Source organism: Streptomyces sp. NPDC043908 (assembly GCF_056435525.1).
Genome location: NZ_JBWKEI010000003.1, coordinates 468,614 through 494,532 on the forward strand (window position 1 = coordinate 468,614; position 25,919 = coordinate 494,532).

Annotated in this window: 25 protein-coding genes; 15 read left to right on the plus strand and 10 right to left on the minus strand. The window is 72.1% G+C overall.

Features of this window, described 5'->3' with window-relative positions; genetic code table 11:
* Positions 1–20 precede the first annotated feature (20 nt).
* Positions 21–2,015 (minus strand): flavin monoamine oxidase family protein, encoded by a 1,995-nt coding sequence (locus AC069K_RS10205; RefSeq protein WP_365105377.1) that lies wholly within the window; start codon positions 2,013–2,015, stop codon positions 21–23.
* A 301-nt stretch (positions 2,016–2,316) separates the two neighbouring features.
* On the opposite strand from AC069K_RS10205, the gene AC069K_RS10210 reads away from it, so the two are divergent.
* The gene (locus AC069K_RS10210) at positions 2,317–4,215 is read left to right on the plus strand and encodes a CASTOR/POLLUX-related putative ion channel (RefSeq protein ID WP_478614240.1); all 1,899 of its coding nucleotides are present in this window, start codon (positions 2,317–2,319) and stop codon (positions 4,213–4,215) included.
* A gap of 168 nt (positions 4,216–4,383) precedes the next feature.
* Positions 4,384–4,557 (plus strand): CsbD family protein, encoded by a 174-nt coding sequence (locus AC069K_RS10215; RefSeq protein WP_365105383.1) that lies wholly within the window; start codon positions 4,384–4,386, stop codon positions 4,555–4,557.
* Between the two features lie 126 nt (positions 4,558–4,683).
* Here AC069K_RS10215 and eno read toward each other — a convergent pair whose 3' ends face one another.
* Positions 4,684–5,961, minus strand: coding sequence for a phosphopyruvate hydratase (eno, locus tag AC069K_RS10220; RefSeq protein ID WP_478614243.1), 1,278 nt, complete (start codon positions 5,959–5,961; stop codon positions 4,684–4,686).
* Positions 5,962–6,140: 179 nt separating this feature from the next.
* Here eno and AC069K_RS10225 point away from each other — a divergent pair, with 179 nt between their 5' ends.
* On the plus strand, positions 6,141–6,563 hold the full coding sequence (locus AC069K_RS10225; protein WP_478614246.1) for a MarR family winged helix-turn-helix transcriptional regulator: 423 nt from the start codon (positions 6,141–6,143) through the stop codon (positions 6,561–6,563).
* 76 nt (positions 6,564–6,639) lie between these two features.
* On the opposite strand, the gene AC069K_RS10230 is transcribed toward AC069K_RS10225, so the two are convergent.
* Positions 6,640–7,110, minus strand: coding sequence for a hypothetical protein (locus AC069K_RS10230; protein WP_478614249.1), 471 nt, complete (start codon positions 7,108–7,110; stop codon positions 6,640–6,642).
* Between the two features lie 415 nt (positions 7,111–7,525).
* Positions 7,526–8,011 (minus strand): MarR family winged helix-turn-helix transcriptional regulator, encoded by a 486-nt coding sequence (locus tag AC069K_RS10235; RefSeq protein ID WP_478614252.1) that lies wholly within the window; start codon positions 8,009–8,011, stop codon positions 7,526–7,528.
* 159 nt (positions 8,012–8,170) lie between these two features.
* On the opposite strand from AC069K_RS10235, the gene AC069K_RS10240 reads away from it, so the two are divergent.
* The 6 genes from AC069K_RS10240 to AC069K_RS10265 all read left to right on the plus strand — a co-directional run bounded on the left by AC069K_RS10240 (position 8,171) and on the right by AC069K_RS10265 (position 14,090).
* Entirely contained in the window at positions 8,171–9,325 is a 1,155-nt protein-coding gene (locus AC069K_RS10240; protein ID WP_365105398.1) for a PP2C family protein-serine/threonine phosphatase, read from the plus strand.
* Positions 9,326–9,469: 144 nt separating this feature from the next.
* Positions 9,470–10,369: an STAS domain-containing protein gene (locus tag AC069K_RS10245; RefSeq protein WP_478614255.1), complete on the plus strand. Its 900-nt coding sequence runs from the start codon at positions 9,470–9,472 to the stop codon at positions 10,367–10,369.
* The gene (locus AC069K_RS10250) at positions 10,366–10,773 is read left to right on the plus strand and encodes an STAS domain-containing protein (protein WP_478614258.1); all 408 of its coding nucleotides are present in this window, start codon (positions 10,366–10,368) and stop codon (positions 10,771–10,773) included. Before AC069K_RS10245 ends, AC069K_RS10250 begins: the two co-directional genes overlap by 4 nt.
* Positions 10,770–11,219 carry an anti-sigma regulatory factor gene (locus AC069K_RS10255; protein WP_365105407.1) on the plus strand — a complete coding sequence of 150 codons (450 nt, stop codon included), beginning with the start codon at positions 10,770–10,772 and terminating at the stop codon, positions 11,217–11,219. The genes AC069K_RS10250 and AC069K_RS10255 overlap by 4 nt, the downstream gene beginning before the upstream one ends.
* The gene (locus AC069K_RS10260; RefSeq protein ID WP_478614262.1) at positions 11,216–12,298 is read left to right on the plus strand and encodes a SpoIIE family protein phosphatase; all 1,083 of its coding nucleotides are present in this window, start codon (positions 11,216–11,218) and stop codon (positions 12,296–12,298) included. Before AC069K_RS10255 ends, AC069K_RS10260 begins: the two co-directional genes overlap by 4 nt.
* Positions 12,282–14,090, plus strand: a complete 1,809-nt coding sequence (locus tag AC069K_RS10265) for a PP2C family protein-serine/threonine phosphatase (protein ID WP_478614265.1) — start codon at positions 12,282–12,284, stop codon at positions 14,088–14,090. The genes AC069K_RS10260 and AC069K_RS10265 overlap by 17 nt, the downstream gene beginning before the upstream one ends.
* Before the next feature lie 31 nt (positions 14,091–14,121).
* Here the strand turns inward: AC069K_RS10265 and AC069K_RS10270 are convergent, their stop codons facing one another.
* Positions 14,122–14,628: a MarR family winged helix-turn-helix transcriptional regulator gene (locus AC069K_RS10270; RefSeq protein WP_365105416.1), complete on the minus strand. Its 507-nt coding sequence runs from the start codon at positions 14,626–14,628 to the stop codon at positions 14,122–14,124.
* A 217-nt stretch (positions 14,629–14,845) separates the two neighbouring features.
* Positions 14,846–15,982, minus strand: coding sequence for an FAD-dependent oxidoreductase (locus tag AC069K_RS10275; RefSeq protein ID WP_478614268.1), 1,137 nt, complete (start codon positions 15,980–15,982; stop codon positions 14,846–14,848).
* Between the two features lie 449 nt (positions 15,983–16,431).
* Here AC069K_RS10275 and AC069K_RS10280 point away from each other — a divergent pair, with 449 nt between their 5' ends.
* From AC069K_RS10280 to AC069K_RS10300, 5 genes are all read left to right on the plus strand, one after another.
* Complete coding sequence (locus AC069K_RS10280; protein ID WP_478614271.1) at positions 16,432–18,435, plus strand: ATP-binding protein; 2,004 nt, start codon at positions 16,432–16,434, stop codon at positions 18,433–18,435.
* Positions 18,432–19,946 carry an ABC transporter substrate-binding protein gene (locus AC069K_RS10285; protein ID WP_365105425.1) on the plus strand — a complete coding sequence of 505 codons (1,515 nt, stop codon included), beginning with the start codon at positions 18,432–18,434 and terminating at the stop codon, positions 19,944–19,946. Before AC069K_RS10280 ends, AC069K_RS10285 begins: the two co-directional genes overlap by 4 nt.
* A 256-nt stretch (positions 19,947–20,202) precedes the next feature.
* Positions 20,203–20,970: a hypothetical protein gene (locus AC069K_RS10290; protein ID WP_478614274.1), complete on the plus strand. Its 768-nt coding sequence runs from the start codon at positions 20,203–20,205 to the stop codon at positions 20,968–20,970.
* A 340-nt stretch (positions 20,971–21,310) separates the two neighbouring features.
* Positions 21,311–21,913, plus strand: coding sequence for an RNA polymerase sigma factor (locus tag AC069K_RS10295; protein ID WP_478614277.1), 603 nt, complete (start codon positions 21,311–21,313; stop codon positions 21,911–21,913).
* Positions 21,903–22,241 (plus strand): hypothetical protein, encoded by a 339-nt coding sequence (locus AC069K_RS10300; protein WP_478614280.1) that lies wholly within the window; start codon positions 21,903–21,905, stop codon positions 22,239–22,241. The genes AC069K_RS10295 and AC069K_RS10300 overlap by 11 nt, the downstream gene beginning before the upstream one ends.
* A 120-nt stretch (positions 22,242–22,361) precedes the next feature.
* On the opposite strand, the gene AC069K_RS10305 is transcribed toward AC069K_RS10300, so the two are convergent.
* The 4 genes from AC069K_RS10305 to AC069K_RS10320 form a co-directional block, all read right to left on the minus strand.
* Entirely contained in the window at positions 22,362–22,811 is a 450-nt protein-coding gene (locus tag AC069K_RS10305; protein WP_478614283.1) for a DUF6174 domain-containing protein, read from the minus strand.
* Between the two features lie 198 nt (positions 22,812–23,009).
* Entirely contained in the window at positions 23,010–23,333 is a 324-nt protein-coding gene (locus AC069K_RS10310) for a hypothetical protein (protein WP_365105438.1), read from the minus strand.
* Between the two features lie 67 nt (positions 23,334–23,400).
* The gene (locus AC069K_RS10315) at positions 23,401–24,252 is read right to left on the minus strand and encodes a hypothetical protein (protein ID WP_478614286.1); all 852 of its coding nucleotides are present in this window, start codon (positions 24,250–24,252) and stop codon (positions 23,401–23,403) included.
* Positions 24,253–24,366: 114 nt separating this feature from the next.
* Positions 24,367–24,987 (minus strand): TetR/AcrR family transcriptional regulator, encoded by a 621-nt coding sequence (locus AC069K_RS10320; protein WP_365105446.1) that lies wholly within the window; start codon positions 24,985–24,987, stop codon positions 24,367–24,369.
* 72 nt (positions 24,988–25,059) lie between these two features.
* Here AC069K_RS10320 and AC069K_RS10325 point away from each other — a divergent pair, with 72 nt between their 5' ends.
* The gene (locus AC069K_RS10325) at positions 25,060–25,887 is read left to right on the plus strand and encodes a class I SAM-dependent methyltransferase (RefSeq protein WP_478614289.1); all 828 of its coding nucleotides are present in this window, start codon (positions 25,060–25,062) and stop codon (positions 25,885–25,887) included.
* Positions 25,888–25,919: the final 32 nt, after the last annotated feature.

Here is a 25,919-nt window from a genome sequence, read left to right on the forward strand (position 1 = left end):
CAGCAGGCACGAGCCTGCCGTCATCCGCCCGTGTGGACCTCCAAGGAAGCACGCACGGCAGACTCCACGGCTCCCTCGATCCAGGCCGGCTTGACGGACGTGTGGTCCCCGGCGAAGTGCAACGGCCCTTCGGGCAGGGGGATGCAGGGCAGCAACTCCGTGTGCTGCCCGGGCAGGAGCACGGACGCCTCGCCGAAGGCGTACGGGTCGCGCGCCCAGCTCTGCGTACGGCCCGCGCCGGTGTAGAAGACCTCGATGCGCTGCCCGTAGACCTGCTGGAGGCCGCACAGGGCGTACGGGTAGCGCGCCTCGTCGTCCAGGGCGTCCCAGCGCCGTGCGTCGTCCGACCAGCTGTAGGAGGCCAGGACCACCCCGCCGGCGCTGTGGGGGACCGGGTGGGAGGGGTGGAACATGAAGCGGTTGGCGTTGTCCGACACCGAGCCGCCGCCCACGACGTCGACCGCCTCCGGCTGGTCCCGCACCACCGCGCGGTTGGCGGCGTAGTGGGTGCGCTGGTCCGCGGTGATGTGGCCGCCGGGCACGGAGGGGTGGGCGCCGAGCAGACTGCCGTCCGCGACGGCGCGGCCGGTGCGGTAGTCGTCGTACAGGCCGGCGTCGATCGCGCGCAGCTCGCGCTTCCAGTCGGCCTCGTCGAACTCCCACCACCGGCGGCTGAACTCCAGCAGGACCTTGGTCGCGCTGTCGTAGTGGAGTTCGCAGACCGCGCGGCGCTTGGCGTACGACATGGGCGGGTCGATCTGCACGTGGCGCAGTCCGGCGAACGGCACCGTGACCACGGCGGCGTCCGCGGTGAACTGCTCGCGGACGACGGGACCGTCGCGGCCCTCGGAGACGGTGTCCATCCAGACCCGCGGGCCCTTGCCCCGCACGTGCCCGGCGTCCGGTGAGGAACGGTCGGCGTGGTGGTACTCGATGCGCGTGACCCGGCGGTCGAACCGCACGTCCTCGCGCACGCGCTTCAGAAGGGCGTCCGGCAGTACGGCCGTGCCGCCCTCCAGCTCGTAGAAGGGTGTGTCGGGGCTGATCAGGGAGGAGCCGATGAAACTGTGGATGAAGGACAGCGGCAGCCGTGAGGTGAGGTTCTCCACGGTGCCGATCAGGTCGATGGTCCGCTCGTCGAAGCCCGCGTGCTCGGTCAGGAAGCGGAACATCGACCAGTCGCCGAACCGCTGCACCACGCGCGCCCAGCCCCGCAACCGCTCCGGGAGCGGCTTCTCGACGCGCTTGCCGTCACGGCCGAGATAGCTGAACTCGTTGCGCACCGGGTCGAGTACGGAGCGCAGGATGGCCGCGGCGGGGGTGTCCCAGTGCGCCTGGGGGACGCCGAAGGACCGGTTGATGCGCCGGGGCGCACGGGCGTAGTCGGCGCGCCGCATGCGGATGCCGTTGACGTGGATCCAGGTGCGGTTGGCGGGACGCCCCTCGTGGTCGATGTCGACGTAGTGGAACGGCCGCTTCTTCAGGCCGAACCGGTCGATCAGCTCCATCACCAGCGTATGGCTGCCGGGCAGGCGCATCGCGCCCGCCTCGGCGTACTGGCGGGGATCGGCGAAGGGCTGCTCGGCGTGTTCGTGGCCGCCCGTGCGGAAGGTCTTGACGCGTCCGCCGACGCGGTTGCCGTTGGCCTCCAGGACCGTCACCCGGTGCCCCGCCCGCTTCAGCAACCAGGCGGTGACCAGCCCGGCGGGCCCGGCGCCGACGACCAGGACGTTCTTGGGGCCGGTGCGCCGCTGAGCAGGCAGGCCCTCGCGGAGGACGTGCTGGTAGCGCGGGACGAGAGGGTGGTCGTCGGAGTCCAGTACGAGCAGGGCGCGAGCGACGGCGAGGCACCGGTCGAAGTCGGCGCCATGGCTGCGGACCGGAGTGTCCGCTGTCGGCGGGGCCGCGGCGGCCGAGCCGGTGAGGGCCGTCGCGACCGTGGCCGTGCCGGCCACCGCCGCGAAGCTCCGCCGGGAGAGACCGCCCTCTGAGCGCACCGCGTGATCTTCAGTCATGGCGCCCATTTGTAACGGCTGCCGTGGCCGGTAACCCGCACATACAGCGGCATTGACTCGAAGGAGCGACGCGGTGACAAAGCCTGACGTCACGGCAGCCGGGCCGTCGGGGGAGAGGCCCGGGGGCCGGTCGGCAGACCCGAAGGGGTGAATGCCGAGCGATCCGGGGCCGCCGCCGCGGTCGATCCCGCACACTGCCATAGGCATATCCACATCCGTCCTCTCCAGCGAGCCCGCGCGGCGCATCCCGTACCCGGCGCCGAGAGGGCCGCACGAGAGCGCGGGCGACGGAGGGACAAGCGTGGCGCAGCGGCGTACGCGGCTGGCGGAACGGGCCCGTTACTGGTTCGACAGCACGCTGACCCGCGGCGCCGTCGCCCTGGTCGGATGGATGGCCGTGCTGTGTCTGGCCATCGTGGTCCCCGCCAGCGCGGTCATGGTGTGGACCGACCCGCACGCGCCGGCGTCCCTGACCGACCGGCTGGTGCAGGTGTGGCATGTCACCGGGGAGACGCTGCGGCTGGGGGGCGCCACGGGCAGGCCGCTGCGGGTGGCCTTGTCGGTGCTGCTCGCCCTGGTCGCCCTGCTGTACGTCTCGACCCTCGTCAGCCTGATCACGGCGACCCTCACGGAGCGGCTCAACGCGCTGCGGCGCGGCCGTTCCACCGTGCTCGAACAGGGGCACGCCGTGGTCCTCGGGTGGTCGGAGCAGGTGTTCACCGTGGTGAGCGAGCTGGTGGCCGCCAACGCGAACCAGCGGCGCGCGGCCGTGGTGGTGCTCGCCGACCGGGACAAGAGCGCGATGGAGGAGGCCCTGAAGACGAAGGTGGGCCCCTTCGGGCGTACGCGGCTGATCTGCCGCAGCGGTCCCCCCACCGACCCGGCGGTGCTCGCCCTGACGAGCGCGGTCACGGCCGACGTCGTGCTGGTGCTGCCCCACGACGAACCCGAAGCAGACCCCGAGGTGGTCAAGACACTGCTGGCGCTCAGGGCCGCGCTGGCCGGGGAGAAGACCCGTCCACCCGTCGTCGCCGCCGTCCGGGACGACCGGTACCGCCTGGCCGCCCGTCTGGCCGCCGGGCCGGACGGCGTCGTCCTGGAGAGCGACACCATCACCGCCCGGCTGATCGTCCAGGCCGCCCGCCGCCCCGGGCTCTCCCTCGTCCACCAGGAACTCATCGACTTCGCCGGCGACGAGTTCTACCTGGTCAACGAACCGAGCCTCACCGGCCGCACGTTCGGCGACGCACTGCTGTCCTTCCGGACGTCAAGCGTCGTCGGGGTCATACGAGACAACACCCCGCTGCTGAATCCGCCACCGCAGACGCCGCTCGCTCCCGGCGACCTGCTCATCGTCATCTCCCGTGACGACGACACGACCGTGCTGGACGACTGCGCGCGGTCGGTCGAGGACGCGGCGATCGCCTCCGGTCCGTCGACACCCGCACGCGCGGAGCGGGTGCTTCTGCTGGGCTGGAACCGCCGAGCGCCGCTCCTGGTCGACCAACTGCGCCGCTGTGCCCGGCCCGGATCGGCCATCGACGTGGTGACCGGGGGCGGCGGAGCGACAGCCCGGCAGGTGGACGAGGCCGACGCGCGCAGCGGCACCAATCTGACCGTGTCCCTGCACGACGCGGACATCACCCGTCCCGAAACCCTGGAACGCCTGGACGTCCACTCCTACGACAGCATCATCGTGCTCGGCCAGGACCCGGCCCCGGGAGCGCCGCCGGACGACCCCGACAACCGTACGCTCGTGACCCTGCTGCTGCTGCGGCAGCTGGAGGAGACCACCGGGCGCGAACTGCCGGTCGTCACCGAACTGGTCGACGACCGCAACCGCGCGCTGGCACCCATCAACCCCGGCGCCGATGTGATCATCAGTGGCAAGCTCATCGGCCTGCTCATGGCGCAGATCTCCCAGAACCGGCACCTGGCAGCGGTGTTCGAGGAACTGTTCTCCGCCGACGGCACCGGGGTACGCCTGCGGCCGGCCCCCGACTACGTACGCCCGGGCCTGGAGACGTCCTTCGCCACCGTCGTGGCGGCGGCACGTCTGCGCGGTGAATGCGCCATCGGATACCGGAGCCACGACGGCTCGTCGACGCGTCTGGGGTACGGCGTGCGGATCAACCCGCCCAAGGACGAGCGGCGCTCCTGGGCGGCCAGGGACGAAGTGGTCGTCGTCAGCAAGGAATGACGGACGCCTGTCGACGGGCTTCGGCCTGCGGGCGCTCAGAGACAGTGACCGCGCCCGCGGCGCCGCGGGTGGCATGTCATCCGTCCCTCCCACCTCGGGGGTTTGAGGCCGCAGGATGCGAGCAGGAGCCTGTCACGACCAAACCGGTACTTTACGAGGAGGTCCCCGATGTCGGGCGAGCAGAAGACCAAGGCGCACGTCGAGCAGGCCAAGGGCAAGGCCAAGGAGGCTGTCGGCCGCGCGGTCGGCAACGAACGCATGACCGCCGAAGGCCGTGCCGACCAGGCCAAGGGCGATGCCCGCCAGGCCAAGGAGAAGACGAAGGACGCGTTCCGCCACTAGAGCACGCGTTCCGCCACTGGACGGCCAGACCGCCGGACGGTTGCACGGCCGGACGGCAGGCGTCTGTTGTAGCGCCCGGCCCCCGACCCCCTCGCGGGGCCGGGGGCCGGGTCGCGTTCCCCGGCGCTAGCGGCGCAGCGCCTCCGCGCCCGCGTACTGGGCGCTGGCGCCCAACTGCTCCTCGATACGGATGAGTTGGTTGTACTTGGCGGTGCGGTCGGAGCGGGACAGGGAGCCGGTCTTGATCTGGCCGCACCCGGTGGCCACCGCCAGGTCGGCGATCGTGGTGTCCTCCGTCTCGCCCGAGCGGTGCGACATGACGACGGTGTAGCCCGCCCGGTGGGCCGCGTCGACGGTCGCCAGCGCCTCCGTGAGGGTGCCGATCTGGTTGACCTTGACCAGGACCGAGTTGGCGACGCCGGAGGAGATGCCCTCGCGAAGGAGGGTCTCGTTCGTGCAGAACACGTCGTCACCGGTGAGCTGGCAGCGCGCACCGACCCGCGCGGTCAGGTCCCGCCATCCCGCCAGGTCGTCCTCGGCCATCGGGTCCTCAATCGACACGATCGGATAGGCGTCGATCAGCTTGACCAGGTAGTCGGCGTGTTCGGCGGGTGTACGCCGCACTCCTTCCCCGGTGTAGTCGTAGACACCGTCGCGGAAGAACTCGGACGACGCCGGATCCATGACCAGACCGATGTCCGTGCCGGGCCGGTACCCTGTGCGCTCGACGGCGGTCACCACGAAGTCGAGGGCCTCCTCCGCGGTGCGCAGGGCGGGTGCGAAACCGCCCTCGTCACCCACTCCCGTGGAGTGCCCGGCGGCCAGCAGGTCGCGGCGCAGGGTGTGGAAGATCTCGGACCCCATCCGTACGGCCTCGGCGAAGGTCTCCGCGCCGATCGGGGCGATCATGAACTCCTGGAAGTCCAGCGGATTGTCGGCGTGGGCGCCCCCGTTGACGATGTTCATCATCGGTACGGGCAGCAGCCGGGCGCCGGAACCGCCGAGGTAGCGGTAGAGCGGCAGTCGGTGGGCCGCGGCGGCGGCCTTGGCGGCGGCGAGTGACACCCCGAGGAGCGCGTTGGCGCCGAGCCGGGACTTGGTGGGGGTGCCGTCCGTGGTGACGAGGGCCGCGTCGAGCCCGGCCTGGTCCTCGGCCTCGCGTCCGGTGACGGCCTCCGCGAGTTCCGTGTTGACGTGGTGCACCGCGCGGTCGACGCCCTTGCCGTGCCAGCGGGCCGGGTCGCCGTCGCGGAGTTCGACGGCCTCGCGGGCGCCGGTCGAAGCGCCGGAGGGGACCGCGGCGCGGCCGATGGATCCGTCCGCCAGTTCCACGTCCACCTCGACGGTGGGGTTGCCCCTGCTGTCGAGGACGCGGCGGCCGGTTACGGAGGTGATGACGGTCATGGGAAGCCTTCCCGTTGTCGCGTGCCGGGGTTCGGCTGCGGCGACGGTGGCGCTGAACCCGGCATCCGCGACTCTACAGCAGTGCTGTGCAGTTTCGCTGTTCAGTTGCCCTGTGCAGTTGTGCTGTTCAGTTCAGGTGTGCAGGAAGGCTGCACAGCCGGGCTGCGGTAAAATCGGGTATGCCCCTTCCGGAATCCACTGCCGTCGCGGCCGAACTGCGCACCGCGATGGGCAAGCTCACGCGACGCGTGAAGCTCGAGGACCAGATGCCGCTCGGCCAGGTGGCCGTCCTCGGTGCGCTGGACCGCAGCGGTGCGATGACGACCAGCGAACTGGCGGCGGACCAGCGGGTGCGCCCGCAGTCCATGGCCCGGGCCGTCGGACTGCTCATGGAACAGGGGCTGATCACGCGCCGCGCGCACCCCACCGACGGCCGCAAGAGTCTGGTCGAGCTCTCCTCCGCGGGCGAGGCGCTGCTGGCGGAGGCGCGGGGGCGTCGGGCGGACTGGCTCGCGCGGGCGATCGAGGCGGAGCTGACGGCGGAGGAGCGGGAGGCGCTGGCGCGGGCGGTCGAGCTGGTGGAGAGGCTGGCAGCGCACTAGGGGAGCCCGCGTACCAGGCGGTATGCGGCCTGGTGGCGCGCGGCGCGTGGCAAGCAGACGTCCCCGGCAGTCGCCGTCACAGGCACTCGGGGGTCAGCCAGGTCCGCTCGTAGTTCACCCCGTTCACCGTGACCCGTCCGAAGAAGTGGACGCACTTGGTCGCGGCGCCGTACACGTCGATGTACCCGGCATAGTCGTTGTAGGTGCCCGAGTCGGACCAGGACGTCTGCCAGTCCCCGCGGCGGACGACGATCTCCATGTGGTGCGCCCCGGAGATCGACTCGCCGGCCCGTGCGCAGTAGGTGCCTCCCTTGTAGCTGCCGGAGTACCAGATCTGCATGTACCCGAGTTCCCTGGTTCCGTTACGCAGGGTCACCGTTTTCCATGTCTGGCCGGGGCAGGAGCTGAACGGTCCGCCGTAGCCGGGAGGCGCGGCTGCCGTGTCGCTCGCGGACGCGGCCGGTGCTTGCAGCAGGCTCGCGAGCACCACGAGGATCCCCAGCACGAACGCCCTGGGCCTCGGCTTCGGCCTTCTGAGAATCTTCATCACGTTTCCCCCGTTTCCCCCCACCCGGGCCCTGATGCCGGGCGGCGTCGGTTCCGACGATGGCAGTCGCCGGCCACGCGGACAAGACGCACGGCGCAGTCGGTCACCGGGCCGCGCAACGGACCTGGTCCGCGCCGTTGTTGTGCGCCTGGCGCACCTTCGCGCCCCCCGTATAGCCACGAGATCTTGCCCACAAGGGGTAAGGCGTGTGGCGACAGGGGGTACACGAACGCCGTGTGAGAGAGTGGCGGAGAGTGAATAGTTGCCTTCTGGCAACTGTGGAGGAAGGCAACCAAGAGGCCGTGCGGACCGTGCACGGGAAAGGACCTGGAATGTTCCGGTGGGCGGACGCCGTTCCGTGCGCTGATCGTCGGCAGTCGGCGGCGATCAGGGATGTCGCGCTGCCGCGCGACGCTCAGGCCGTGCGGCTGTCGGAGTCCGCGGAGCCGTCGTGTATCTGCGCCTCCGCGGCGACGCAGAACGCCTCCAGACCCCGCAGCAGTGCGGCCCGCTCGGCGTTCGGCATCTGTTCGAGGACTGCCTGCACGGCTTGTTCCCGGCGGGCCCGCAGATCGGTGATGAAGGCCTGGCCCCGGCCGCTGAGGTGCAGGCGCACCTCGCGCCGGTCGACCGGGCTCACTTCGCGCTCCACGAAGCCCGCGGCCTGGAGGCGGTCGCACAGGCGGCTCGTCGAGGGCGGGGTGGAGGCCAGGAAGTCGGCGAGGGTGCGCAGGTTGATGCCGCTGTTGTGCTCCAGGATGAGCAGGACGCGCAGCTGGGACGCGGACGCCGGTGCCGTGGAGGCCCTGCCCCACAGGACTTCCAGCAGCTCCGCGGCCGTGGAGGTCACGCGCGCGACCTCGTTCGGCACGGGGCGGGGGCGGAAGTCGGTCACGGTCACACTCTCGCAGGCACTGGGACGGCTGCCAGCCTACTAGGCGCGGGCGTCGGCGCAGATGCCGTGGCAATACCGGCGTGGTCGAACCGGACGGCTACGCCGCTTGAGGGCGGTACATGACCCTCCGGTAAGGGATTGGTGATTTCCATCGTGAACAGATATATGGCAGCAGAGCGTGCTTTGCGCACGGCGGCGCCCCACGAGGTGCTCGACGCTGTCCGTCGTGTGCTGATCGAGCAGTACGCGGCGGACTCCGTCGAGCTCTTCATGGCCGACTACGGCCTGTCGGTGCTCCAGCCGGTGTCCGTGCTTCCGCACACCCTGGAGCCTGTGTCGGTGCACAACAGCCCGGCCGGCCGGGCCTTCGGTGCCCAGGAGCCCTTCATCGAGGGGCCGGACGGCGGACCGGTGCGGGTGCATCTGCCCGTCACTGTGCGCGGCGACCGGCTCGGTGTGCTGACGGTGGCGTACGCGAGCCGGGAGCCGGTCGCCGACTGCCTGACGGAGCTGACGCAGATCGCGGAGATGCTCGGGCACGAGGTGATCGTCGCCGAGCGGGACACCGATCTGTACTTGCAGGCGCGGCGCAAGGACCGGCTCACCCTGGCCGCGGAGATGCAGTGGCAGCTCCTGCCGGGCAGGTCCTGCGCGCGCCCGGAGTACGAGCTGGGCGCGCAGCTGGAGCCGGCGTACGGGATCTTCGGCGACAACTTCGACTGGTCGGCGACGGCCGACCGGTTCATGCTGTACGTCTCCAACGGCATGGGCGAGGGGATAGAGGCCTCCCTGCTGACGAACCTCGCCGTCAACGCCCTGCGCAACGCGCGGCGGGCGGGGATCGCGCTCGCCGACCAGGCCGCCCTCGCCGACCAGGCGGTCTACGCCCACTACCGGGGGCGCTGTTACCTGTCGGTGCTCATGTTCGACTTCGACCTCGCCTCGGGCCGGGCGCGGGTGGTGGACGCCGGTTCGCCGCAGATGCTGCGGCTGCGCGACGGGGTGGTGGAACGCGTCCACTTCGAGGCGCAGCTTCCGCTGGGCATGTTCGAGGAGACGGACTACGTGGCCCAGGACTTCCAGGCGGAGCCGGGGGACCGGTTCATCTTCGTGAGCGACGGGGTGTACTCGGTCGCCTCGCCGGCCGGTGAGGCGTACGGGAGTGCTGCCCTCTCCCGGGCGATCACGGCGACCCGTCTGCTGCCGGCGGCCGAGGTGCCCCGCGCGATCCTGCGCGAGCTGGCCGGTTACCGCGGCGACCCCACGCCGAACGACGACGCGCTGGTGATCTGTCTGGACTGGCGGGGGCGGTCGACGTGACCGGGCTCTCCGCCCGGGCGCGGCCTGCGGCGATCACACGGTTGTCCGCGCCGCACCCCGCCGCTAATGTTTGTCATGCTGCAACAATTGTCGGAAGGTCTGCCGTGCGGCGGGCCGAAGAGCCCCAGAGCACGAAGGAGACGTATGCGGGTGTCGGAACAGGACGCGGCCCAGGAGTCGGCGGCGAAGCAGACAGCCGACTTCCTCGAGCGCCGGCAGGAGCAGATCGCCCAGCGGTGGGCCGACGCGGCCCTGTTCCGCACGGTGTTCACCCTGTCCCGTGACGAGGCCGTGGAAGCGGGCAAGGCCGTCGTGGACGCGCTGTCCACGGTGGCCGCCTCCCGGCGCCTTGAGGACATCATGGCGCCCGGCTTCGACTCCGTACGCGAACAGCTCCAGCGGATGGCCGCCTCCCTGACGCGTACGGGAGCCACCGCCGCGCAGATCGCCGACGAGGTCGCGGCGCTGCGTGACCCAGTCGCCGCCCTGCTGCGCGACGAGTTCGAGGATCCCTCCGGCGAAGAGGCGCAGGAGTGCGCGCTGGCGCTGGCCGTGCTCATGGGCACACTGCGCCTGGTGGTGATGGAGACCGCGCTCAGCTCCGGGCAGGAGCTGATCGAGCGGCAGCGCCAGCAGCTGATGGAAGTCGCCACGCCCGTCATCCAGTTGTGGGAGAGCGTCGTCGCGGTTCCGCTGATCGGCACCCTCGACAGCGCGCGCAGCCAGGTCGTGATGGAGAACCTGCTGGACGCGATCGTCGCGCAGCGGGCCCGGTACGCCATCCTCGACATCACCGGCGTGCCCACCGTCGACTCCCTGGTGGCGCAGCACCTGATGAAGACGGTGGCGGCGGCCCGCCTGATGGGCGCCGAATGCCTGGTGTCCGGTATCCGGCCGGCCATCGCGCAGACCATCGTCCACCTCGGCATCGACCTCGGCACCGTCGTCACCCACGCCACCCTCGCCGACGCCCTGGCCTACGCGCTGCGCCAGCAGGGCGTCGCGGTCAGCGGCGGCACACCCGGTGGAGCGAGCCTGCGATGAACGGACCGCCCATGGGCTCCTCGGCTCAGGTGCCGGTCCTGGCTCTGGGCAGTCTCCTCCTGGTCACGCTCCACGGCGAGCTGTACGACGGGGCGGCCGAGCAGCTCCAGCACGACCTCACCGAGCGCATCGCCCGCAGTCCGGTGACCGGCGTGGTGATCGACCTGTCCGCAGTGGAGTTCGTCGACTCGTTCCTGGGCCGGGTCCTGGCCGAGATCGCCTCCAGCGCCCGCCTCCTCGCGGCACGGACCGTGCTGGCGGGGATGCGTCCCGCCGTGGCCATCACGCTCGTCGAGCTCGGACTGACCCTGCCCGGTCTGGAGACCGCCCTCGACGTCGAGCGCGCCCTGGCCCTGCTGGGGCACGACCCGGCGACCGCCCTGCCCGTGGGGGAGGACGCGTGACGCACGCCTCCCGCCACACCGGCACCACCTGCCTGCCGATCGGCTCGGACGCGGACCTGGCCTGGGTCAGGCAGGAGGTGCGGCAGGCGGCGGCCGAGCTCGGCTTCGGACTCGTGCAGCAGACCAAGCTGGTGACCGCGGCCAGCGAGCTGGCCCGCAACACCCTCATCCACGGGGGCGGCGGGCACGCGGAGGTGACCCCGCTGACCGGCGGTCCCGTACGCGGGCTGCGGGTGACCTTCTCCGACTCCGGACCCGGAATCCGCGACCTGGAACAGGCGATGACCGACGGCTACACCTCCGGCGGCGGCCTGGGCCTGGGGCTGAGCGGAGCCAAACGCCTCGTCCAGGAGTTCACCATCGACAGCCGCCCGGGCCAGGGCACCACCGTCACCGTCATCGCCTGGGCCACGCCCCTGGCCCGGCCGCGGACGGGACCGGAATGAGCCGGGTGTGGGACATCCCCGTGCAGGACTCGACCCGGGTGCGGGACGTACGGGTCGCCGCCGAGGCCGCCTGCGCCCGGGCGGGGCTCGCGCCGCGCCGTACCGCGGCCGCCGCCCTGGTGGCGACCGAGCTGGCGACCAACCTCCTCAAGCACGCGGGCGGCGGCCGTATCACGATCAGCGTGGTCGACGGCGTGGACACCTCGGCAGCGCCGGGCGAACCCCTCGTACAGATGGTGTCCCTGGACCACGGCCGGGGCATCCCCGACGTCGCGACCGCCCTGACCGACGGCTACACCACCAGCCGGTCCTCCCTCGGTGCCGGACTGGGCACGTGCCGGCGCATATCCGACGACTTCGATCTGCACAGCACCCCCGGACGCGGGACGGTCGCGGTCGCCCGGATCGGCGGCCTGCCCCGGCCGACGCCCCCGGAGGACGACCGGCGTGCACTCCGGCTGCGGGCGGGCGGGATCAACGTCCCCCTGGCGGAGGCGGATTGCTCCGGCGACGCCTGGCACTGGGCACGCTCCGACACACATCTGACCCTGCTGCTCGCCGACGGGCTCGGCCACGGCCCCGAAGCCGCCCGGGCCTCCATCGCCGCGACCGGGGAGCTGCGCACGAGCGCCCATCTGCCGCCCGCCGACCTCCTGCGCCGCCTGGACACCGCGCTGCGACCCACCCGCGGCGCGGCCGTCGCGGTGGCCCGACTGGACCTGGACCAGCTCCAGTTGTCCTTCGCCGGGATCGGCAACATCGGCGCCCGTCTGTACACCGAGGGCACCTGGCGCCCGCTCCTGTCCCGTCCCGGCATCGTCGGCGCCCAGCGCCCCGCCACCGTGCCCGTACACCAGGTGCCGTGGCGGCCCGACAGCCTCCTCGTCCTGCACAGCGACGGTCTGCCCAGCCGCTGGACACCGCCGCACGACCCCTACCTGCTCACCCGCGACCCGGCGGTGGTGGCCGCGGCCATCCTGCGGGACGCCGGCAGCGCCGCCAGCCCCCTGCGCGACGACACCAGCGTGGCCGTACTGGCCCCCGACCGCCGGACAGGCGACCATGACCGACACCACTGACCTCTGGAAGATCACCTCGGCCCAGGACGCGGCCCGCGCCCGGGTGGCGCTGGCCCGCCTGGCGGTGGACGCCGGCGCGCCCCCGCTCCGGCGTGCGCGCTTCCTGACCGACCTCGCTGCCCACCTGCGCCACTGCCTCAGCCAGGGCGGTGTCTGGGAACTGCTCGTCCACGCACCGCGGCCCGCGCCCGGGCACCGCCCGCGCCTGCGGATCACGCTCCGTCCGGCCGGTCATCAGCAGGGGGACGGCGCGCCCTGGCAGCGCTCGCTCGACTGCGCCGAGACACCGCGCCTCTCCCGCGCACACCCCACGTCCCTGGACGACGACGCCTTCGCCGAGGCGGTCCTGGCCTCCGACGAGGACACCGCCGCCCTCCTGGACCGGCTGGAGGAGGCGGAGAGCCTGCTCGCCTTCCACCGCGAGGAACTGCACCAGACCAATCAGGGCGTCGTGGCGATCCACGCCGACCTGGAGGCCGCGGCCCGCGTCCAGAAGGACCTCCTGGCCGCCGAACAGGCCGCCCGGGCGGAGGCGGAGAACGCCCGACGCCTGCTGACGTTCCTGGCTGACGCCAGCGACGCCGTGGCCGCCTCCCTCGACCACGAGGACATTCTGGGCCGGCTGCCCGACCTGCTCGTCCCCGGCTACGCCGCCCGCGTCGACGTCTGGCTCTTCGACGAGGACGAGCACACCCCGCACCACGACCACCACCCGGCCGCCGCGGTCGCCGCAGCCCGCACCGGCCGTCCGCAACACGCCGCCGCCCACCCCGGCGGCCTGCCCGGCGTCGACGACCTGCCGCCGTCGGCCCTGGCCCCCGGCCAGGCCGTGCTCTGCATCCCCCTCACCGCGCGCCGGCTCCTGGGCGTGCTCATCCTCACCGCCGACCGCCGCTTCGCACCCGACGAGAGCGTCATGCTCGTCGAGCTCGCCCGCCGCACCGCGACCGCCCTGGACAACGCCCGCCGCTACGAGCAGCACCGCGACACCGCCGAAGCACTCCAGCGCGCCCAGCTCACCGACCTGCCCGCCAGCTCCCACCTCCACCTCGCCGCCCGCTATCTGCCCGCCACCCATGGCCTGAACATCGGCGGCGACTGGTATGACGCCTTCCTCCAGCCCGACGGCAGTCTGCTGGCCGTCATCGGCGACGTCACCGGCCACGGTCTGCGCGCGGCCGTCATGATGGGGCAACTGCGCACCGCCCTGCGCGCCTACGCCTTCGAAGGCGACGGGCCCGGCCGGATCCTCACCCGGCTGCACGGCATGCTCCGCCACCTCCAGCCCGAGCTGTACGCCACGGCCGCCGTCGTCCGTTTCCGCCCCGGCGACCCCCACATCTTGTGGGCCGCCGCCGGACACCCCCCGCCGGTCGTGCGCGCCCCCGACGGTTCGGTGCGGATCCTGGACTCCCGTCCGGGGATCATGCTCGGTATCCCGATGGCGTACGAGTACCAGGACCACACCGCCCACCTGGCGCCCGGCTCGACGCTCGCCCTGTACACGGACGGGCTGGTCGAGCGCCGCAGCGCGGGCATCGACGTCGGCATCGACCGTCTCACCCGGGCCCTGGCCTCGCTGGCCCCCACGGACCTGCGACAGGATCTGGACGCGGCGGCCGAAACCCTGCTGGAGCCGATGCTGTGCGACTCCGAACGCGACGACGACGTATGCCTGCTGCTGTGCCACACCCGTGTCGACGCGCCGGCGGCCATGGGCTGCGCAGTGCCCGCACCCCGCACACGACCCGCCGGCGTGGAAGCCGCCGGCGGGGAGGGCGGACGCTGGTGAGCCCCGGCGCACCAGCACCTTCCGTGCTCGGCTAGGCATGCTCCGAATCGTCGGGGCGCGCCCGTGCGACATCCCGTACGGCGAGGAAGGCACGCAGTCCGCGACTCAGGGCCAGACGTTCGGCCCGGGTCATCTGCTCCAACGCGCCCACCAGCGCCTGGATCCGCCGGTCGGCCACGTCCCGCAACACGTGTCCGCCGTGCGGGGTGAGACTCAGCCGCACCTCGCGACGGCTGTGCGGATGAAGCGTCCGCTCCAGCAGGCCGGCCGCCTCCAGCCGGTCGCACAGGCGGCTGGCGGTGGGCAGCCCTATGTCCAGCCGGTCCGCCAGCCCCGTCAGGTTCAGCTCCGGGGCCGCCTGGAGGACGCGCAGGGCCCGCAACTGGTGCAGGGAGAGCCGTACGGGAGCCTCGTGGGCGGCCAGTGACCACAGGCTGGTCAGCTGGTCCACGGCATCAGCGATGTCCCGCGCGACGGCATCAGCGCCGTCGTCCGCTCCCTTCGCAGCGTCGTCGCCGGGGCCGCCGAGATGGGTCACAACGCGTCTCTTTCAGTAATCTCCGGGCTGCGCGGATGTCCCGCTCATTCAGACGCCCTACCCGAAGCACCGACGCGCAAGCCGCCTCGTGGCGGATCTCTGCCTCTTCCGCCCAGCGATCCCCACTTACCCCGGGCGGGCGTGCGATAACGCGGGCAGAGCCGTGGCCCGGCCGACACCGGGCCGCCCGACGCGCGGGGCGGCCGCGGCACAGGGATCACGGGGTCCGGCCCTCCCGGGTGTACGCGGCGATCAGGTCGTTGACCGCGTTGTGGTCGGCGTCACTCGCGTTTCCTTCGGCGTGCGTGAAGAGGCCCGCCTCGGCGCTGCGGCGAAACAGAGCCTGTTCGTACACGGTGAGCGCGGTCTCGACGTCGTCGGGATGCGCGGCGAGGGCCTCGGCGAGTTCGGCACCGTCGAGCATGGCCACGTTGGCGCCTTCGCCGTTCGGGGCCGAGAGGTGTGCGGCGTCGCCGAGGAGGGTCACCCCGGGTACCCGCTCCCACCGGTGCCCGGTCGGCAGTGCGTAGAGCGGCCGCAGGACGGGCGCGGTGTCGCTGTCGGTGATCAGTGAGATGAGCTCCGGCGCCCAGCCGTCGAATTCCTGGGCGATACGTGCGGTGGCCGCGGCGGCATCGGTGAAGTCGACGGCGGCGAACCACTCCTGCGGTTCGGACACTCCCACGTAGGCGTGCAGGGTGTCGTCCTTCTCCCGGTGGGCGAAGATCTCCCGGCCCGGCGCGTGCGCGATCATCGCGCCGCCGCCGACGGTTCCGGCGGCGGTGGGGTGGCGGGTGTCGGCGTGGAACAGGTAGGTCTCGACGACCGACTTGCCGATGTACTCCGGCGTGGCGGGGGAGAGCAGCGGCCGGATCCGTGACCAGGCGCCGTCCGCGCCGACCAGCAGACCGCTGACCACCGTGGTGCCGTCGGCGAACGTCACCTCGTGACGTCCGTCGCCGCGGGTGCGGCTGCCGGTGACTTTCCGCCCCCACCGGACGGTGCCGGGCGGGAGCGAGTCGAGCAGGATCTGGCGCAGTTCACCGCGCTGCACCTCGGGGCGTCCCCCTGTGCCGTCGTCGGCCTCGTCCAGAACGACGGTCCCGTCCGGTTCGAGGACCCTCATCGCCTGGCGGCCCTCGATGATGATCGCGCGGAACTCGTCCATCAAGGAGGCCGCTTCGAGAGCGAGTTGTCCGTTGTAGTCGTGGATGTCGAGCATGCCGCCCTGCGAGCGCGCGGCTGGGGAGGGCTCCGCCTCGTAGACCGTGGCCGGTATCCCGTGGACATGCAGGACGCGGGCGAGCGTGAGGCCGCCGAGTCCGGCGCCGATGATGGTGATGTCGGTGGTCATCTGGGGTCCTCCGTGAGCGTGGACTCCGGGGCGTGCGCCCGGCCGGTCATACCGGGGCAACCGCTCCAGGGAGTCGGGACATCGAGCTGCCGGCGCCGATGTCGTCGTGGCCGGCGCCGGCCACGACCAATGTCCCCCCGGCCGTCGACAAACCACCGACACGGCACCGACAGGGCATCGACGGGCGCCGGCGGACGCGCGCCTCAAAGAGTCACCACCACGGGCAAAGAAGTCGCCGCCACGGATTGACCGCCCCGCTTCCCCTCCGACCGGCCGCCCCGCTACTCCTCCGGCCGGCCGCCGCGCAGGAAGGCACCGGGCGCGACCGGTCTCCCTCTCCCGTTCGTCCGGAATTCCCGGCAGCCCTTGCAACCCCCATACGCCCCAGGGATATTGATCTCCGCTGGTACCACACCGTGGTGGTACCCAACCGTGGGGTAGGGGGGCCGATGCCGCGGGAGTGGGCGGGGCAGTCCGAGCGCGACCGGCTGGTGCAGGGGTACGTCGAGGCGCAGTTGCTGCCCGGCGAGGGCGGCGGCCGCGCGGCCGAGCAGCACCCGGTCACGCTGCTGCTCGGCCCGCGTGGCAGCGGCAAGACGACCCTGCTGCGGGCGCTCGGCGCCTGGGCGGCGGCGGGCCCGGTGGTCCGGCTCGACCTGGCCGAACTGGCCCGCCACGAGCAGCGGCCCGTCGACGTCCTGCGGGCGCTCGCCTACGGCATCGAGCCGCGCAAGAAGCACGTACCGCGCATGTCCCTGCCCGCCTTCCACTTGATGTGCGCGGCGCTCGCGCTGGAACTCGACACCCAGGACCGGGCGGTGGCCCGTCGGCAGCTGGCCCAGGAGCTGTCCGGGCCGCCGTCGGCCTGGCTGCCCCACATCGTCCAGGTCGGCCAGGCGGCGGGGTCCATGGCCGGGCTGCCGTCCCCGTTCACGGAACTGTTCCGGGTGCTGCCCACCATCGAACGGGTGCTGCGGCACGGCCAGATGCTCCGCAGGCTCTCCCGGATCCGGCGGGCCTCCGCCGTCGCCTCGGCCCTGGACATCCTCGTCGAGCTCAACCACGCCTACCACGGCGCCGCCCCGGAGGACCGCGCCACCACCGAGCGCATCGTCTGCGGTCTCTTCCTCCAGGAACTGCGCCGCTGCTACACCAGGAAGGGATGGGCGGTCCGCTGCCTGGTCCTGCTGGACAACGCCGACAACCAGCTCGGCGGCGAGGTGCTGCGCCTGCTCGTCCAGGAGCGCCGGACCACCGACCACGACCCGCTGGTCGCCGTGGCCATGGCGGGCAGCTACCCGAAGGCGCTCCAGGACGTCGACTTCGGTTGGCAGTACGCGGCCGACGGCTATCCGGTCCCCTGGCCGCCCGGCACGGCCTTCGCCCCGCAGGAGGTCACGGCCGGTCTGCGGATCGGCCGGCTGCGCGATCTGACCCGCGGCGAGGTGGAGCAGCAGGCCAAGGACGTCTTCCAGTCCGCCACCGCGCCCCCGCCCCGCAGCCACGCGGGAGCGCGATGGCTCGGCTGGGCGGTGTACGAGATCACCCGCGGGCAGCCCGAGGCGACCGCCCGTGTCCTGGCCGCGCTGCACGGGGGCGAGCCCACGGAGCCCTGGGAGGAACGGCTGCGCCGCATCCTGGAGCCGATGGGCGACTTCAGCACCGCCCTCCTGGACCGGCTGCTGCCCATCGACCCGCCGCAGGGGCTGCGCGGCGCGCTGGCCAGGGCCGCCGCCGCACCGGACCTCGCCCAGGCCACCGTCGCCCACTGGCTGCAGTCCGAGATCGAGGCCAGGGCCCACCTCGGCCAGGAGTTCCACGCCTTCACCAGGGACCGGCTGCGCACCATGCACCTCGACACCGGCGCCCCGCTCACCGACGGCCCCCCGGGCACCCCGCACCCCCTCCTGCGCCGCCTGCTCCTGAACACCGTGGCGGACCCGGCCGCCCTGCACGCCGGGCTGCGCGCGGAGGCGGAGGCACGGGGCGAGCCGGACCTGGCGGCCTACCACGCCCTGGCCGGCGGCGACCTGCCCGCCGCCTCGGCCCATCTGGACGCGGCCTTCGAGCAGGACACCCCCGAGCAGTGGTGCGCCCAACTCTGCCGACTGCGCCGGGCACCGCTGCCCCACTCCGTCTCCGGCCCGGGAAGCGATCCCTGGGAGCGCTACGAGGCCCTGGTACGGCATCTGCGCGACGACACGGCGCCCCGGCTGCGTACCGTCACACGCCTGCTCGCCGCGAGCTGGATCGCCCCGGAGCCCGCCGAGGACCCGGCCACCGACCTGGTCGGGGACCCCTACCGGGACCTGCTCGGCGACCCGTACGCCTCGCTCTACCGCGAGGTCTACGCCCGCTTCCACACCCTCGCCGCAGCCCACACCCAGCGCGTCTCCTGGGCCAACGTGCTGCAGGACAAGGCACAGCAGTACACCGAGGAGCCCTGGCGATGAGCACACCGACCCTCACCCTGCCCCGACCGCCCAGCCGCAAGGTGCTGTGGTCGGTCCTCGGCGTCGCACTCGTGGCGCTGCTCACCCTCTTCCTGGTCAGGGCCTGCGCACCCGAGACGGACTGCGCCCGGGGCGTCGCCAGGAAGTCCGGCGGCGAGTGTGTCGGGGTGACCGACGGGTCGTTCGCCTTCCCCGCCGTCGGCGACCTCAGCGCGAGGATCCACGACGAGAACCGCGAGGTGGAGAAGTCCCACGAGAGGTCGGTGACCCTCGCCTACCTGGAGTCGATGTCCGGCGGCTCCGAGGACCGCGGCCCCGAAGGCACCCGCCAGTCGGTCACCGGTGCGCTCGTCGCCCAGCAGGAGATCAACGACGAGCGCGGCACCCTGCCGCGGGTACGCCTGCTGCTCGCCAACACCGGCCGCAACGACGCGTACGCGGCCGAAGTGGTGGACCAGCTCCTGCGGATGAAGGACGAGCAGCGCCTCGTGGCGGTCGCCGGGATCGGGCAGAGCAACGCCCGTACGCTCGCGGCGGTCGAGAAGCTGCGGGCCGCCGGGGTGCCGGTCGTGGGGGCGACGGTCGCCGGGGACGAGATGAGGTCGGCCACGCCCGGGTTCTTCCGCGTGTCGTTCCCCGCCGGAGAGCAGGCCTCGGCCGCGGCCCGCTACTTCAAGCAGCAGCAGGACAGACGGCCCGGATACCGCCTCCAGGTCGTGAAGGACAACAAGGCGGGGGACATCTACAACGCCTCGCTCTACTCGGGGTTCATGGCCGCCGCGCGGCGCACGGGCCTCAAGGTCGAGACGGTGGTGCCGTTCACCTCGGGCGCGGCGCCGGGCAGCGGCAACGCCCTGCGGGTGGTCGCCGAGAAGATCTGCGTCCCCGGCGCCACTCCGGACGGCGTCTACTTCGCCGCGCGGGGGCGGGAGCTCCGCAGCTTCGTGGAGGCGGCGGGGGAGAACCGGCGCAGCTGCCCGGTCACCGTCCTCTCCGGCTCCAGCGCCGTGGGCATGTACTTCGGCACCAGCGGCCGTACGGAGACGGCCGGACTCGACGAGCTGGGTCGGCGCTGGAAGGCCAGCGGCCTGCGGGCGTACTACACGGCGTACGCCCACCCCGACGCCTCCGCACGGATATACGGGGGCCAGGAGCGCGGCCCGTTCCCCGACTTCCGGCGCCGCTACCTGGCGCTGCGCGGCGGCAGCGCGGGCGAACTCGCCAACGGGCAGGCCATGGTGGGCCACGACGCGGTGTACACGGCCGGTATCGCGGCCCGCCGGGCCGTGGACACCTACGGCCTGGACAAGGCCACCGCGAGCACGGTCCTCGACCTGCTCGGCCAGACCAACGGGACGTACAAGGTGCGGGGCGTCAGCGGTGAGATCGCGTTCACACCGGACACGGGTGAACCGTCCGACCGCCCGATGGCCCTGGTCGAACTCGGACCCCCCGCGGCACGCGACGACGGGGGCGGGCGGTACCGGTTCGTCGACACGCTGAAGCCCTGAGACCGGGGTGGGGCAGGTCCGGGGACGTCCGCGGTGCCCGTCGCCGTACGCGGAAGGTTGTACGCGTCGGAATATCGATCGCATGCAGGTGAGGTTGCGCTGTCGTCACGATCAGGCCGCTGCGAAGGCGGCCGCCCCTTGGCGGGCCAGGTCGCGCATAGATTGATCTTTACACGATGTTTCCGCAGGTCCACGCGTCAGTGGGCGGTCCGCGGGAGGGTCGTCGTCCCCCAATGCGAAGGAAGCTGTTTCAGTCATGCGCCGCACCACTGTCCGCCGTACCGCCCTCGCCGCGTCCACGCTCTCGCTCGCCCTGCTCGTCAGCGCCTGCGGCTCGGACGGGTCGTCGGCGAAGGATGAGCCGAAGGGCAAGGCGTCGTCGGGCACGCCCGCGACCGGCGGCCAGAAGGCCCTGTCCCAGGGCGAGCTGGACAAGCTCGCCCTGACCGAGGCCGACCTGAAGGACCACAAGGTCACCAAGCCCACCGCGGCGGACGTCGCGTCCAGCAAGACCGTCACCACGGACAAGGCCGCCTGCAAGCCGCTCAACGACGTCATGTCGCTGCGCACGGTCGGCGCCCCGGCCGCGTCCGCGATCCGCAAGGTCATCGCGGTGCCGAAGGGCCCGGCCGCGGGCGCTTCCGCCGAGGAGAAGGCGAAGGCCGGTCTCGCCGCGCTGGGGACGACGATGACCTCCGACACACTGGCCTCCTACGACGGCACTGGCGCCGCCGATGCCCTGGCCACGCTGAAGAAGGCGGGGACGGACTGCGCGGGCGGCTTCAGCGTGATCGCCGAAGGCGACAAGAGCGCCATCACCAAGGTCGCTCCCGCCGCCTACACCGGGGGCGACGAGGCGGCTGCCTACACGCTGACCGCCGACATGGACGGCACCCCCAGCACGTTCCACCTGGTGGCCATCCGCAAGGGCGCCACGCTCGCCACGTTCTACGCCTGGAGCCTGGCCGGCAAGGCGGAGCAGCCGAAGGCCGTGATCGACGCCCAGATGAAGAAGCTCGGCTGATCCGATCCGAAGCCCCCTCGCCCAGCGGGGAAGTGTTGTCGCGGCGACCGTGACCGGCCCGGCCCCTGGTGGTCCTGGGCCGGTCGCGGACGGCGATGGCAAGGGCGAGGGCAGTCCCGATGAGGGCGGAGTGAGCAGCACCCCGCACGGGACGACGGCACCGCACGACAGGGGTGAATCCTTCCGCGCCCCGCGTGCCTCTCATAGGTGTACGGACGAACGGGTCCGCACACACCCCACCGGGAGGACACCATGACCACCGTCGTCATCGCCGCGGCTGCCGCCGCGTTGCTGCTGTGCGCGTGCACCGTCACGCTGCTGCGCCGCCGGAGCCGTCGGCGTGGCTGAGCACACCTGGCCCGGCGGGACCCTGGTCGCGGCGGCACAACGCGGCGACGTCGAAGCGCTCACCGCTCTGGTGTACGGCTCCTACCCGCATGTGCAGCGGTTCGCCCACACACTGTGCGCCACACCGCAGGACGCGGAGGACGCCGCCCAGGAAGCGCTGATCATTCTCTACCGGAAGATCGGCATGCTGCGCGCCTCCGGGGCGCTGGCGTCGTGGATGTTCCGGATCGTACGCAACGAGTGCCTGCGTCGTACCCGCGCATTGCTCCGTCACGCGCCGGTCCACGAGCCCGACCACTGCGACACGAAGACCGACTCCGACGCGGTGGGCGGAGCGGTGCGGTCCGCGGAGGAGGACGTCCTGCTGCGCCTGGAGGCCGAACGCGTCGCGGCCGCCGTCGCCGCCCTGCCCGAGGACCAGCGGCAGGTGCTGGTCATGCGGGACATCCAGGGCCTTCCCGGCCGTATGGTCGCCGACCGGCTCGGGCTGAGCACCGCCGCGATGAAGTCCCGACTGCACCGGGCCCGTTCGACGGTACGCGAGGTACTGCGCGACGAACCCGCCGGAACGAGGGAGGCCGACCATGAGGCATGACGTGCGGAATGACACGCCCCCGGCGACCCGCACCTCCGCGCCGGATCCCGCCGACGCACACGCCGCGCCGACGAGCGCCGGCTTCGCCAGTGTCACCGTTCCACGCCATCTGGCCCGCGGGGCCATCGGCTTCGGCGCGCTCGCCGCTTCCCTGGCCCTGCTGCCGGTCATCGGGCCGGTGAGTCTGCTGCTCGCCCCGGTCGGCCTGATCGCGCTGCGCGGTTGCCCGATGTGCTGGATCATCGGCCTCGTCGAGACCGTCTCGGGTGCGCGGCTGCGCCGGTCGTGCGCGAACGGAAGGTGCGAACTGACCCGCGCCGGGTCCTAGCCCGTGGGCACACGGTGTCGCCGCAGCCGCCGACGACGTGGCTGCGGCGGCGCAGCCCGCTGAACAGGCCGCCCCGCACGCTCTCTTCGCCGACCGTTCACGGGTCATGAGGTCAGGAGGTCAGGAGGTCAGCACGCGGTATTCCGTGACGAAGTAGTCGGCCTCGTCGTCGATGGCTTTCTTCAGCCAGTCGATGTGGACCTCCGTGGGGTGTCCGTCCGTGGCGAGCATCGTGCGCGCCACGTCGGCGTGGGCCGCACGGGCCTCTGCGACCCGGGTGAGAAGACCGCTCAGCGTCGGGATGTCGCGGGGGTTCCGCTCGACGGTGTGCCGGTGTCCGTCGTCCAGGCCGAGTGCCTTGACGACCTTTCCCCGGTCCACGGTGACCTGGAAGTCGCCGGTGCCCGGTCGGTCCCCGGACGTGGAGAGCAGCCGGTAGGTGTACCGGTCCGGCTCGGACCAGGACGTTGGCTCGGGGGCAGGACGCGTCTCGGCCGCGGTGCAGCCGGGGGCGGCGGCAAGGAGGAGTCCGGCGGATGCGAGGAACAGGGACGTGCGCGGGCTTCTCATGGCAGGGCGGGCCTCTCGGTAGCGAGTTGCCCCTGGGACGGTGCGGCCGGGAATACGGTTCCGGCCCGCGGCAACGGCCGCGCCGCCCGTCCGTTGGGGGAGAGGCGCGAGGAGCGGATCACCTAGCTCGACGTCGCCAGCAGCACGGCCGAGACCATCGCGCACCTGAGGAGAACGGCCCAGTGCCGCCGAACACGCCTACGGGTGCTCGGCGGCAGGCTCGACGAACACCAGAACAGACGCCACCTGTGCGCCCTGCTTGTCCTCGCCGTGCTGGCCGATCCCGTAATGCGTCTCGACGCGGGTCACGATCAGGGGGTTGCCGGTGATCCAGAGCGTCACCGGCTGACCCACGGTGGGGATGGGCAAGGGACCTTCGAAGAGGCCGAGGTCGATCGCCTCGTCGCCCCGCTGGTAGAGGAAGGTCATGACCTGGCGCGTGTGGTCGTAGGGCCGCGCCTCGCTCATGTGGTTGCGGGCGACGAGCGTCTGCTCGATGGCGGCGGGAAGCTGCTTGTCCATCTGGTCATCATGCCTTTCTGGGGCGGGCGCACGGCTGACCCGCCCGCCCGTACCGGTGTTCCGCCGCTCACGCCTTCTCGAAGCGCCACGTCCGGTGCAGACCCGGACCCGTGGCCTTCTTGTGGATCAGCGCGGGCCGGTATTCGCCGGTGTTGGGCAACTCGTAGATGACGACCTGCTGGTCCGGCTTGTCCTCCAGGACCAGCGCCCCGTCGTGGGCCGCCCACTTCGACACGGGGGACGTATCGGCCCCCACCAGCCCGACACCGCCCAGCAGGTGAGCCACGTCCTGCGGGAGGAGGTCCAGACCCCGCGCCAGACGGAGCTGGGCGCGCAGCGCTCCCAGACCCACGAAGCCGACCGTTTCGCGCAGATCCTCCAGCTCTTCGTCGGCGGCCAGCTCCTGAAGCCGCCGTACGGCCTCTTCCTCCTTCTCCGGATCCGTGGTCATCGCCTCCAGCCTGGCCTGCTCCTCCTCCGCCTGGATGAGCCGGCTCAGCGTGTCGGCCCGGGCCTCGTCCTTCTCCGTGGCATACAGACCGGCCTGCCCGGCGTCGAGGGCGTACTGGCCGCCGGACGCGTGCGTGGGCGCGCAGACCAGCTGGTTGGCCGGGGCCATGCCTTCCCGGTCACGGCGCGTGTCGAAGCACCACTTCTCGTCCTCTGTTCCCTGCGGCTCGCGGATGGCGAGCTCGGGGGTGGGGCCGGTGGCCGGTTCCCGACGGGGGGTTGCCTGGCCGGTCAGCATCTCAGGGGCGGCGGGAGTATCGCGGGTGTCACGGGCATCACGGGTGTCACGGGCATCCCGGGGGTCGCCAAGAGCCCTCTGTTCCTCGGGGGTCTCGCGCGGGGCGTACAGGCACAGGCCGGTTTCGACGTTGATGATCCGGAAGTCCCCGCTCGGAAATCCGTTGTCCATGGGTCCTCTTCCTCGGGTCCTTGGGGCGGCGTGTTTCGGACGCTCTCAGCCCCCGTGCCCCGATGTGATCACCACACACGTACAGGATCGCGCCATGCGAGGGCCGGTGTCGTCTCACGCGAATCCGGCTCCGGTTCCGGTTCCGCGTCGCACCGCGTCCGCGATGACTGCCGTCACGAGTCTGCTGACGGCCGCCGTGGTGGGCGGCCCGGAATCCCGGTCCGCGAAGAGGAGATGCCCGCCGCCGACCAGGGAGAGGGTGAGGGAATCAATGTCGGCGTCGGCCGCGATGCGCCCCAGGTGACGCTCGGCGGTCAGATAGGCGGAGAGTTCGCTCGCTGCCTGGGCCAGGATCGCGATGCCGCCTCCCGGTATCGCTCTCCGCAGACGTGCGCGCAGCTCATCCCGAAAGGTGATGAGCGGGATGAGCGCTACCGGAACGGGCCCGAACAGGGTGGTCAGCGCGGTGGTGAGGTTGTCGACCACCGCCCCGCTCCCGGCGGACCCGCGCAGCGCGCCCACCTGCTTTTCCAGGTGCGCGGCCCGGTCGAGCACGAGGTCGGTGAGGAAGGCGTCGAAGTCGCTGAAGTGGCGGTGCAGAACGCCCTTTGCGCAGCCTGCCTCGTCGGTGACGGCCCGGCTGGTCAGCCCGTTCGGCCCGTCCCGCAGAAGTACGCGTTCGGCAGCGTCGAACAGTTGCTGCCGCGCGTCGCGCAGGTGTACCCCGGTCGGCAAGGGACAGGTCCTTTCGTGTGTCGGCCACTGGCATCCATTGCCCAGTGGGCATGCGCCCATTAAGGTGGGCGCATGCCCACTTTACGGCAGGAGCAGCCGGAACCGTCCTCGAACGAGCCGCACAGGGCCCGGCGGACAGCTGAGTCGTTCGGCACCGACGCGCAGCGCTACGACCGGTCCCGGCCCGGCTACCCCGATACGTTGGTGGCGCGGGTCATCGCCGGAAGCCCCGGGCCCGAGGTGCTCGACGTCGGCTGCGGGACCGGCATCGCGGCCCGTCAGTTCCGGGCCGCGGGTTGCGCCGTGCTCGGTGTCGAGCCCGACGCGCGGATGGCCGACTGCGCCCGGGCCCACGGCCTGGAGGTGGAGGTGGCGGGCTTCGAGACCTGGGAGTCGGCCGGTCGGAGGTTCGACACCGTCATCGCCGCCCAGTCGTGGCACTGGGTGGACCCGGTCGCAGGCGCCGTGAAGGCGGCACACGTGCTGCGTCCAGGGGGACGGCTGGCGATCTTCGGTCACGTGTACGAGCCGCCTGCTGAAGTGGCCGAGCCGTTCGCCGCCGCATACCGACGGGCGGCGCCGGATTCCCCGCTCAACGTCCGGCCGGCCCGACGTCCGCTCGGCCTCTACCAGGCGGCGTACGCGAAGTTCGCCGACAGGATCCGCGAGACCGGGCGGTTCGACGAGCCCGAGCAGTGGCGGTACGACTGGGAGCAGTCCTACACACGTGACCAATGGCTGGACCTGCTCCCCACGACCGGTGGCCTCACCGGACTCCGTCCCGAACAACTGACCGGGATCCTGGACGCGGTCGGCGGCGCCATCGATTCCCTGGGCGGACGCTTCACGATGACCTACACCACCCTGGCGACGACTGCCGTACTTGTCGGCGGCTCCTGAGTCCACCCGCCGAGGCTCGCCCGCCCCGGGCT

What these genes read in the sequence shown, in the direction of transcription:
- AC069K_RS10205 (WP_365105377.1), bottom strand. Translation starts at nt 2,015, where the DNA reads ATGACTGAAGATCACGCGGTGCGCTCAGAGGGCGGTCTCTCCCGGCGG.
- AC069K_RS10215 (WP_365105383.1), top strand. Translation starts at nt 4,384, where the DNA reads ATGTCGGGCGAGCAGAAGACCAAGGCGCACGTCGAGCAGGCCAAGGGC.
- eno (WP_478614243.1), bottom strand. Translation starts at nt 5,961, where the DNA reads ATGACCGTCATCACCTCCGTAACCGGCCGCCGCGTCCTCGACAGCAGG.
- AC069K_RS10225 (WP_478614246.1), top strand. Translation starts at nt 6,141, where the DNA reads ATGCCCCTTCCGGAATCCACTGCCGTCGCGGCCGAACTGCGCACCGCG.
- AC069K_RS10230 (WP_478614249.1), bottom strand. Translation starts at nt 7,110, where the DNA reads ATGAAGATTCTCAGAAGGCCGAAGCCGAGGCCCAGGGCGTTCGTGCTG.
- AC069K_RS10240 (WP_365105398.1), top strand. Translation starts at nt 8,171, where the DNA reads ATGGCAGCAGAGCGTGCTTTGCGCACGGCGGCGCCCCACGAGGTGCTC.
- AC069K_RS10245 (WP_478614255.1), top strand. Translation starts at nt 9,470, where the DNA reads ATGCGGGTGTCGGAACAGGACGCGGCCCAGGAGTCGGCGGCGAAGCAG.
- AC069K_RS10250 (WP_478614258.1), top strand. Translation starts at nt 10,366, where the DNA reads ATGAACGGACCGCCCATGGGCTCCTCGGCTCAGGTGCCGGTCCTGGCT.
- AC069K_RS10260 (WP_478614262.1), top strand. Translation starts at nt 11,216, where the DNA reads ATGAGCCGGGTGTGGGACATCCCCGTGCAGGACTCGACCCGGGTGCGG.
- AC069K_RS10265 (WP_478614265.1), top strand. Translation starts at nt 12,282, where the DNA reads ATGACCGACACCACTGACCTCTGGAAGATCACCTCGGCCCAGGACGCG.
- AC069K_RS10275 (WP_478614268.1), bottom strand. Translation starts at nt 15,982, where the DNA reads ATGACCACCGACATCACCATCATCGGCGCCGGACTCGGCGGCCTCACG.
- AC069K_RS10280 (WP_478614271.1), top strand. Translation starts at nt 16,432, where the DNA reads ATGCCGCGGGAGTGGGCGGGGCAGTCCGAGCGCGACCGGCTGGTGCAG.
- AC069K_RS10285 (WP_365105425.1), top strand. Translation starts at nt 18,432, where the DNA reads ATGAGCACACCGACCCTCACCCTGCCCCGACCGCCCAGCCGCAAGGTG.
- AC069K_RS10290 (WP_478614274.1), top strand. Translation starts at nt 20,203, where the DNA reads ATGCGCCGCACCACTGTCCGCCGTACCGCCCTCGCCGCGTCCACGCTC.
- AC069K_RS10300 (WP_478614280.1), top strand. Translation starts at nt 21,903, where the DNA reads ATGAGGCATGACGTGCGGAATGACACGCCCCCGGCGACCCGCACCTCC.
- AC069K_RS10305 (WP_478614283.1), bottom strand. Translation starts at nt 22,811, where the DNA reads ATGAGAAGCCCGCGCACGTCCCTGTTCCTCGCATCCGCCGGACTCCTC.
- AC069K_RS10310 (WP_365105438.1), bottom strand. Translation starts at nt 23,333, where the DNA reads ATGGACAAGCAGCTTCCCGCCGCCATCGAGCAGACGCTCGTCGCCCGC.
- AC069K_RS10315 (WP_478614286.1), bottom strand. Translation starts at nt 24,252, where the DNA reads ATGGACAACGGATTTCCGAGCGGGGACTTCCGGATCATCAACGTCGAA.
- AC069K_RS10325 (WP_478614289.1), top strand. Translation starts at nt 25,060, where the DNA reads ATGCCCACTTTACGGCAGGAGCAGCCGGAACCGTCCTCGAACGAGCCG.